This is a genomic window from Eubacterium sp. CAG:156 (assembly GCF_000434315.1).
GTDB classification, from domain to species: domain Bacteria; phylum Bacillota; class Clostridia; order Lachnospirales; family Lachnospiraceae; genus Eubacterium_U; species Eubacterium_U album.
The window spans coordinates 1-9,485 of the sequence record NZ_FR878175.1 but is presented as its reverse complement, the minus strand read 5'-3'; the positions used below and the strand labels follow the sequence as shown (position 1 = coordinate 9,485).

10 protein-coding genes are annotated in these 9,485 nt (G+C 28.6%); 9 read left to right on the top strand and 1 reads right to left on the bottom strand.

Annotated features, from left to right (window positions below; translation table 11 throughout):
• Window positions 1-181: 181 nt before the first annotated feature.
• Entirely contained in the window at window positions 182-1,564 is a 1,383-nt protein-coding gene (dnaA, locus tag ABMA45_RS08525; protein ID WP_022089470.1) for a chromosomal replication initiator protein DnaA, read from the bottom strand.
• Between the two features lie 516 nt (window positions 1,565-2,080).
• Between dnaA and rpmH the strand changes: the two genes are divergently transcribed.
• The 9 genes from rpmH (at window position 2,081) to ABMA45_RS08480 (ending at window position 9,450) form a co-directional block, all read left to right on the top strand.
• Window positions 2,081-2,224 carry a 50S ribosomal protein L34 gene (gene rpmH / locus ABMA45_RS08520; protein ID WP_022089469.1) on the top strand — a complete coding sequence of 48 codons (144 nt, stop codon included), beginning with the start codon at window positions 2,081-2,083 and terminating at the stop codon, window positions 2,222-2,224.
• A gap of 49 nt (window positions 2,225-2,273) precedes the next feature.
• Window positions 2,274-2,621: a ribonuclease P protein component gene (gene rnpA / locus ABMA45_RS08515; protein ID WP_022089468.1), complete on the top strand. Its 348-nt coding sequence runs from the start codon at window positions 2,274-2,276 to the stop codon at window positions 2,619-2,621.
• A gap of 88 nt (window positions 2,622-2,709) precedes the next feature.
• A complete protein-coding gene (gene yidD, locus ABMA45_RS08510; RefSeq protein ID WP_022089467.1) occupies window positions 2,710-2,946 on the top strand; it encodes a membrane protein insertion efficiency factor YidD in 237 nt (78 codons plus the stop codon).
• Between the two features lie 10 nt (window positions 2,947-2,956).
• The gene (locus tag ABMA45_RS08505) at window positions 2,957-4,213 is read left to right on the top strand and encodes a YidC/Oxa1 family membrane protein insertase (RefSeq protein ID WP_022089466.1); all 1,257 of its coding nucleotides are present in this window, start codon (window positions 2,957-2,959) and stop codon (window positions 4,211-4,213) included.
• Between the two features lie 11 nt (window positions 4,214-4,224).
• Window positions 4,225-4,848, top strand: coding sequence for an RNA-binding cell elongation regulator Jag/EloR (jag, locus tag ABMA45_RS08500; protein WP_117910210.1), 624 nt, complete (start codon window positions 4,225-4,227; stop codon window positions 4,846-4,848).
• A 169-nt stretch (window positions 4,849-5,017) separates the two neighbouring features.
• The gene (gene mnmE / locus ABMA45_RS08495) at window positions 5,018-6,397 is read left to right on the top strand and encodes a tRNA uridine-5-carboxymethylaminomethyl(34) synthesis GTPase MnmE (RefSeq protein ID WP_022089464.1); all 1,380 of its coding nucleotides are present in this window, start codon (window positions 5,018-5,020) and stop codon (window positions 6,395-6,397) included.
• 29 nt (window positions 6,398-6,426) lie between these two features.
• Window positions 6,427-8,307 (top strand): tRNA uridine-5-carboxymethylaminomethyl(34) synthesis enzyme MnmG, encoded by a 1,881-nt coding sequence (mnmG, locus tag ABMA45_RS08490; protein WP_022089463.1) that lies wholly within the window; start codon window positions 6,427-6,429, stop codon window positions 8,305-8,307.
• A gap of 13 nt (window positions 8,308-8,320) precedes the next feature.
• Window positions 8,321-9,040 carry a 16S rRNA (guanine(527)-N(7))-methyltransferase RsmG gene (gene rsmG, locus ABMA45_RS08485; protein ID WP_022089462.1) on the top strand — a complete coding sequence of 240 codons (720 nt, stop codon included), beginning with the start codon at window positions 8,321-8,323 and terminating at the stop codon, window positions 9,038-9,040.
• An 80-nt stretch (window positions 9,041-9,120) separates the two neighbouring features.
• Entirely contained in the window at window positions 9,121-9,450 is a 330-nt protein-coding gene (locus ABMA45_RS08480; protein ID WP_022089461.1) for a hypothetical protein, read from the top strand.
• Window positions 9,451-9,485 lie beyond the last annotated feature (35 nt).

Below are 9,485 nucleotides of genomic sequence, written 5' to 3'. Positions count from 1 at the left end.
ATTAATAACAAATGAGTAATTTTAAAAACTATTAACATTTTGAGGATATTGTTAATAAAAAATGTTAATAGCTTAAAAATATAAAAGTAGGATATTAACAATATATTAATAACATTTTAATACTGAAAATATAGTTATTAACATCAAAATAGTAGTTATTAATACAAAAATGTTAATAACTTCACTTCGTATTAAGCTTTTTAATAATAACTTCCACCATATTTTTAGTATTTATGTCTCTTGCCATTTCTTCTTTTATCTGATTAACTCCATATATTACGGTAGATGGATTGTCTTTATGAAGAGCTAATCCAATTTTCTTATTTGTCTCATCGGTAAGCGTTTTACAAATGTACATGCATACCTGTCTGGCATATGCTATTTCTTTAGAACGCTTCTTAGAAGCTAAATCATTAGGTGAAATTCCAAAATGATCAGCAACTACTTCGATAATTTTTTTACATGTTATTGTGTTATCTTCTTCAGGTGAAATATAATCCTTAAGAACATCTTTAGCAAAATCTAAATCAATAGTCTGATTGCTGATTTTACTAAAAGCAATAATCTTAGTTAATGAGCCTTCAAGTTCACGAATATTGAAAATAACATTTGTTGAAATGTAATCTAATACGTCATTAGGTATATCTATACCTTCAACTTCAACTTTCTTTTTCAAAATTGCCATTCTTGTTTCATAATTAGGACTTTGGATATCTACTGTTAATCCAGATTCAAACCTGTTAACCAATCTGTCTTCAAGTCCTTCTAAGTCCTTAGGCTTTCTATCTGAACTAATAACAATGGCTTTTTTATGCATATACAAATACTGGAAAGTATGGAAAAATTCTTCCTGAGTACTTTCCTTTTTCTGAAGAAACTGTATATCATCAATAAGTAAAACATCTACATTTCGATATTTTGCTCTAAAATCAGACATTTCCTGTTGATTACCGCTTTTATTACGTAGTGTTTCAATAAGTTCATTAGTAAAAGATTCACTTGTAGTATATAAAACCTTAGCGTTAGGATTTTTATTTAATACAAAATGACCAATTGATTGCATAAGGTGGGTTTTACCAAGACCTACACCTCCATAGATAAATAAAGGATTGTAGATTCCACCTGGAGACTCAGCAACTGCAAGAGATGTGTCGTGGGCTAAAATATTGTTAGAGCCTACAACAAATGTATCAAAAGTATATTTACTATTTAAATTAGCTTCAGCAATTCTGCTTGTAAGTGAAGCTGATTCATTAATTGTAATATGTTCTTCGGTTTCACTTGGTTCATCTTTAATGTCAGATGGTAAAACAAACTGAAGTTCAAGTTCCATTTTCATAATTTCTTCAATAGTTACTTTTAATGGAATCTGGTATTTTTTCTTTATATATTGAAGACCAAGCATCTCAGTTTCACCCTGATAAACTAAAGTTACGACATTGTCTTCAAAAGATTTAACCTGCAATGGTTTTATCCATGTTTTGAAGGAAACATCAGAAATATCGTAATCCTGTTTAAACGTATTGAGAATCTCAGGCCATTTTTCAATCAATGTAGAATACATAAATAATTCTCCTATTTTTTATAAAATAAACTTCTAAAAGTAAAAAAATGCGCAAAATTATACACATAATTATAATAGCAAAAAACAAAAATGTTTTCAACTTATATATAATAAAGAAGAAACTAATAAACGTGTAAAAATTTTGATGTAAAATAGAGAAAAAAGATTTTGTGGAAAAATAACGAAAAATTTTTGTGATAAGTTTACATAAAATAAAAAATAGGTTTACAAATAATTCGACAAAAAATAACAATAATTTTATTAATAAAAAAAGTTATTAATGTTAATAACTTATAAAAGTGTGAATAAATGGGAGGTAAAAGGAAAAAATAATGTGAGTTATTAACTTTTTATTAATAAAATGTTGATAACTGGTGTTAATTACCCGCAAATGTTATGTAAAGTAAATCAAAAAAATAATAAAAATTAACAAAAAATAAAATGCTTGACGTAAAATTAACTTGCCATTATAATTGAAATGATGTTTTATTATAGTGCGTAAGGAGGTGTATCGGAATGCATAAGGGTAAAATGACATATCAGCCAAAAAAGAGACAGAGATCAAAAGTTCATGGTTTTAGATCAAGAATGAGCACAGCAGGCGGAAGAAAAGTTCTTGCAGCTAGAAGAGCAAAAGGAAGAAAAGTATTGTCAGCATAGGCCGCAGTTTTGTGGCCTTTTTCTTTTCTTATTTTAAAGAGGTATTGTAATGAATAGTTATGACTCGCTAAAAAAGAATAGAGATTTTCAAAATGTTTATAAAAATGGAAAATCAAAGGCAAATAAATATTTAGTTATGTATGTACTTGAAAACCAATTAGATAGTAACAGATTAGGAATATCAGTAAGTAAAAAAGTAGGAAATAGTGTAATAAGACATCATCTGACACGTCTAATAAGGGAAAGCTACAGACTAAATAAAGAAATGTTCAATAGTGGTTTGGACATTGTCGTAATTGCACGTGAAAGTGCAAAGGACAGAAAATATAAAGAAATTGAAAGTGCATTGTTGCATTTAGGAAAAATCAATGGAATTCTAAATGAAAAAAGCATGTAAATAAGCTTTTTTATCATTTTAGAATATGTTTGTAACTTGAAAATGAAAAAAACTTCTATATGGTACATTTATGGGAGGGTATATGAAGATGATAAAGAAATTATCTAAAGGTATAAATTTTATTCTTATAGGATGTATAAAATTTTATAGAAAATTTATTTCACCTATGAAAATTACGCCTTGTTGCAGATTTATACCATCATGCTCTCAGTATGCCATAGAAGCTTTACAGAAATATGGACCTTTAAAAGGATCGTTTTTAGCCATAAAGAGAATTTTAAGGTGTAACCATTTCTCTAAAGGGGGCTATGATCCTGTGCCTTAAGGAGGAATAATTGGAATTATTATTAGCTACACAGCAGAGTGGTATATTAATGCCATTTGCTTGGATATTAGGAAAAATACTTGAAGCAATTTACTTTATTTTTTCTTCTATAGGAATTGAAAGTATTGGATTATGTATTATTGTTTTTACAGTAGTAATTAGAATGTTAATGCTTCCAAGTACAATTAAGCAACAGAAATTTTCAAAATTGAATTCAGTAATGAATCCGGAAATTCAGGCAATTCAGAAAAAATATAAAAATAAAGTTGATCAGGCATCACAGCTTGCACAGCAGGAAGAAATTAAGGCTGTATATGATAAGTATGGTGTTTCACCTACAGGAAGTTGTTTACAGTTACTTATTCAGATGCCTATTATCTTAGCTTTATATAGAGTTATTATGAATATTCCGGCATATGTAAGTTCTGTTAAAGATTATTATTTGACAATATTACAAAATATGAATGGAAGTCAGATTAAAGAATTCTTTACTTATAAAGTAGATTCATTTTCTGATTTAACAACACAGCAGGTTAATAATTGTATTGATGTTATGTCAGGATACAACAGAGCAACATTAAAAGTTGATGGATTTAGTTTAAGTAAATTAGTTGATACTATTGATAGTTCAGTAGTTGATAAAGCTTATGATCATATTCATAATATTAACAATTTCTTTTGTTATAACTTAAGTGATTCACCATCACAGATGCTTAAAGCAGGATTACCTATTATTTTAGTATTGTTAATTCCTGTATTAGCTGGTTTAACTCAGTTCTTAAGTGTTACATTATCAATGAAATTAAATAGTGCAGCAACAAATACACAGGATAATCCAATGGCCGGTTCAATGAAAATGATGAATATTATGATGCCATTGATGTCAGTTTATATGTGTTATATGTTTGCATCAGGTATTGGTATTTATTGGGTAACAAGTTCAGCAGCTATGATGATTCAGCAGATATTTATTAATATGCATTTAAAGAAAATGGATGTTAACGAAATTATTGAAAAGAATAAAGAAAAAGCTGAGCAGAAAAGAATTGCTAGAAATGAGAAAAACGGTGTTTATAGAGAACAGGTATTAAAGGCTGCATCTACAAATACAAAGTCAGTTTCAAGCAAAGCAAATTCAACTAAATCTTTTGCAGAAAAAGAAAAGATAATTGAAGAAGCTAAAATGAAAAATATGAAGAAAAAGAACGGTAGCATTGGTTCTAGAGTAAATATGGTAAATGACTTTAATGAAAGAAACAAAAAATAGAGGTGAAAGTGTTGGATTTTAAGGAATATACAGGAAAGAATATCGATGATGCTTTAACTAATGCATGTGTTGATTTAGGAACAACAACTGATAAGTTAGAGTATGAAGTTATTAGCAAAGGCAGTAACGGAATCTTAGGAATAGGAAGTAAGCCTGCAGTCATTAAAGCTAGAAAAAATCAGTCAATTGAAGACATTGCAAGAGAATTTTTAGGAAAAGTTTTTGAAGCAATGGAATTAACTGTAAAAATTAATATGGATATCAACGAAGAAGATGGTGTTGTAAATATTGATTTAGTAGGAGATGATATGGGAATACTTATTGGAAAAAGAGGGCAGACTCTTGATTCATTACAGTATCTTGTAAGTCTCGTTATTAATAAAGAAAGCGAAAAATATTTAAGAGTAAAATTAGATACAGAAAACTACAGAGAACGTAGAAAAGCTACTCTTGAAAATCTTGCTAAAAACATTGCATTTAAGGTTAAGAGAATTAAGAAACCGGTATCTCTTGAGCCAATGAATCCATATGAAAGAAGAATTATTCATTCAGCATTACAGAATGATAAATATGTTACAACAAAGAGTGAAGGTGAAGAACCATACAGACATGTTGTTGTAATCTTAAAAAGATAATAAAATATAACATAGGTAAACGTAGCAGTTATAACTGCTACGTTTTCTTTTTGAAAAATATGTGTTATACTAAATTATTATGGCTTATTATGTGTAGTTAATTTGCACATCTTGAGTAAAGAAAAATTAATGACAAAAAGTTGATTAATTTGAAAGGCTTGGTAATGAGATGAAAGTGGTTGATACAATAGCAGCAATTGCAACAGCATCAGGTAATTCCGGAATAGGAATAATAAGAGTAAGTGGTGATGAAGCAATTGAAATTGTAGATAAAATATTTAAATCAGTAAATAGTGATAAAAAATTAGTTAATGTAAAATCACATACAATTAACTATGGGCATATAGTTGATAATGATAAAGTAATTGATGAAGTACTGGTTTCAGTTATGAATGGACCACATTCATATACAGGAGAAGATGTAGTTGAAATTAATTGTCATGGTGGAATGATAGTTATTAGAAAGATATTGGAAATTGTATTAAAAAATGGTGCAAGAACAGCTGAGCCGGGTGAATTTACAAAAAGAGCTTTCTTAAACGGAAGAATGGATTTGTCTCAGGCAGAGGCAGTCATGGATGTAATAAATGCAAAAAATGAATTTGCTTTATCAAGTTCAATAGAGCAGTTAAATGGAAGAGTTTCTGAAAAAATCAAAAGCTTAAGAGAAAAAATTATTTATAATATAGCTTTTATAGAATCAGCACTTGATGACCCTGAGCATATAAGCATTGATGGATATTCATATAAATTAAGTAAGATTCTTGAAGAGGTTAATGGTGAACTATCAAGATTAATTAACAATTTTGATAATGGAAGAATTGTTAAAGAAGGAGTTAAGACTGTAATTTTAGGCAAGCCAAATGCAGGAAAATCTTCTTTATTGAACTTACTTCTTGGGGAAGAAAGAGCAATTGTTACTGATATAGAAGGAACTACAAGAGATACTTTAGAAGAAAGCATTAATTTAAACGGTGTCTTTCTTAATTTAATTGATACTGCGGGCATTAGAGATTCTGAAGATGTAGTTGAGCAAATCGGTGTAAATAAGGCAAAAGAACTTGCTGAAAAAAGTGATTTAGTTATATTTGTAGCAGATGCATCGAAAGAATTAGATGAAAATGATAAAGAAATTATTAATTTGATAAAAGATAAACAGGCAATTGTTTTACTTAATAAATCAGATTTAGGAACAATTATAAATAAAAAAAATATTTCTGAATTTGACAATAAACCTGTAATTACATTTTCTGCAAAAACAGGAGATGGGTTGGATGAATTAGAAAATAAAATAAGAGATTTATTTTATGAAGGAAAAGTTAAATATAATGATGAATTGTATATAACAAATGCAAGACAAAAAGAATCACTTATCAATGCGAAGAATAGTATTGAAGAGGTTATAAAATCAGTAGAGAATGATATGCCTGAAGATTTTTATTCTATTGATTTAATGGATGCATACACATATTTAGGACAAATTATTGGTGAGAGCGTAGAAGATGACCTTGTAAATGAGATATTTAGTAAGTTTTGTATGGGAAAATAATAAAAGTTCTATTTGGAGAGGAAAATAAAATGGCACATGTAGAAGAAAAATATGATGTAGTAATTATAGGAGCGGGACATGCAGGATGCGAGGCGGCACTTGCGTCTGCAAGATTAGGAAATAATACTATTGTATTTACAGTAAGCGTAGATAGCATAGCTTTAATGCCATGTAACCCTAATATAGGTGGAACTTCTAAAGGACATTTAGTAAGAGAAATAGATGCTCTTGGTGGAGAAATGGGAAAAAATATAGATAAAACATTTATCCAATCTAAGATGTTAAATAAATCCAAAGGACCTGCAGTTCATTCATTAAGAGCGCAGGCTGATAAACAGGAATATACAAGAGAAATGAGAAAAACTCTTGAAAATACAGATAATTTAACAATAAGACAGGCTGAAGTTGCAGAAATTTTAGTTGAAGATGGAAAAATAACAGGAGTAAAAACAGCATCAGGTGCAGTTTATTATGCAAAAGCAGTTGTTTTGGCTACAGGAGTTTATTTAAAAGCAAAATGTATATATGGAGATATTTGTCAATATACAGGACCAAATGGTCTTATGGCTGCAAATTTATTAACTAATTCTTTAATTAAGAATGGTATAAAAATGCGTAGATTTAAAACAGGGACTCCGGCAAGAGTAGATAAACGTTCTATAGATTTTAGTAAAATGGAAGAACAGTTTGGTGATAAAAAAGTAGTTCCTTTTTCATTCGAAACAGACCCTGAAAGTGTACAAAAAGAACAGATTTCATGCTGGTTAACATATACAAATGAAGAAACTCATAAGATTATAAGGGATAATATTAATAGATCCCCATTATTTTCAGGAATGATTGAAGGTACGGGACCTAGATATTGCCCTTCAATAGAAGATAAAGTTGTAAAATTTGCAGATAAAAACAGACATCAAGTTTTTATAGAACCGGAAGGAATGTATACAAATGAAATGTACTTAGGTGGAATGTCATCATCATTACCTGAGGATGTTCAGTATGCTATGTACAAAACAGTTCCGGGACTTGAAAATGTTAAAATTGTACGTAATGCATATGCAATAGAATATGATTGTATAGAATATGGACAATTATTGCCAAGTCTTGAGTTTAAGAATATTTCAGGATTATTTAGTGCAGGTCAGTTTAATGGAAGTTCAGGATATGAAGAAGCTGCAGCACAAGGAATAATTGCCGGAATTAATGCTGCAAGAAAAGTTCAGGGAAAAGAAATGCTGGTTCTTGATAGATCACAGGCATATATTGGAGTATTAATTGATGATTTAGTTACAAAGGAAAGTCACGAACCTTATAGAATGATGACTTCAAGAGCAGAATACAGATTATTATTAAGACAGGATAATGCCGATCTTAGATTATCAAAGATTGGATATGAAATTGGATTGATTTCAAAAGAAAGATATGATTATGTTTGCTATAAAGAGAAAGTAATTAAAGAAGAAATAGAGAGATTAAATAAATATGCAATAGGTGCTAACAAAAAAGTTCAGGAATTTTTAGTATCTGTTGGAAGTACTCCACTTAAGACAGGAACAACATTAGCTGAATTAATAAGAAGACCTGAATTGGATTATCAAAAAATAAGTCAGTTTGACGATGAAAAGAAAGACTTACCTGAAGATATTGTTGAACAAATAAATATAAATATTAAATATGATGGTTATATTTCAAGACAAATGAAGCAGGTTGCTCAATTTAAAAAGTTGGAAAATAAAAAAATACCTGAAAATTTTGACTATACATTGGTATCAAGCTTAAGAAAAGAAGCAGTTCAGAAACTTACATTGTATAAACCTATAAACATAGGACAGGCGTCTAGAATATCAGGTGTTTCACCAGCTGATATTTCAGTTCTTCTTATATATATGGAACAGCATAAAAATAAATAAAAAGTAGGTATATATGGACAAAATTGAATTTATAAGAAATCATATTGAAAAATTAGATATAAATATTAGTGAAGAACAATGTTGTCAATTTCTTAAATATTATGAAATGTTGGTTGAAAAAAATAAGGTAATGAATTTAACAGGCATTACAGAGTTTGAAGAGGTTGTTGAAAAGCATTTTGTTGATAGTTTATCTTTAGTTAAAAGTATTAAATTAAATGGAGATGAAAGTCTGATTGATGTTGGAACCGGTGCAGGATTTCCCGGAATACCTATTAAAATTATGTTTCCAAATTTGAAAATTACTCTAATGGACTCTTTAAATAAAAGACTTCTCTTTTTGAATGAAGTGATAAATAAACTTGGATTGGATAAAATTGAATTGGTTCATGGTAGAGCTGAAGATTTAGGAAAAAATTCTAATTACAGAGAAAAATATGATTTATGTGTATCAAGAGCAGTAGCTAATATATCAACACTTTCAGAATATTGTATTCCATTCATTAAATTAAATGGCTACTTTATTTGTTACAAAGCTGATGGATGCATGAATGAAATTAATATTGGAAAAAATGCAATTAAAGTATTAGGTGGAGAAATAGAGGAAATTGTTGATTTTAATTTACCTGATACAGATATAAAGAGAAAAATTATTAATATCAAGAAAATAAAAAACACACCTAAAAAATATCCTAGAAAACCAGGGTTACCTTCAAAAGAACCTATAATATAAGTTTATGTATATTGGTTAAATGTATCTATGTAATTACAAATACAGATATAGGCTAATTATTTAGTTGTTAGGAGTAAAATATGAAAAAAACTAAAGAATATTTAGAAAACAGAATTAAAAAGCTGACAGATGAGAGAAAAAAATGCGTTTCTAAATATAATAGTAATAGGCAGAAAATAATAGAGACAAATATTATTATAGAGAGAATGAAAAGTATATCAGATGAAGCTTTAGAAATATTTTCACCTAAATTTAGAGAAACAAATACATTTAATCAGCATGAAATAAAGGAATTAGGAACCAAGATTGTTACTATAGCACAAATTAACAATGAATTAGCTGAAAATATAAAAAAAATAGATAAAGAAATATCAGAAATAAATGTTTGTTTAAAAGAAATAAGTAAGTAGTTAAAAGAAGGAATGTTTCACGTGAAACATTCCTT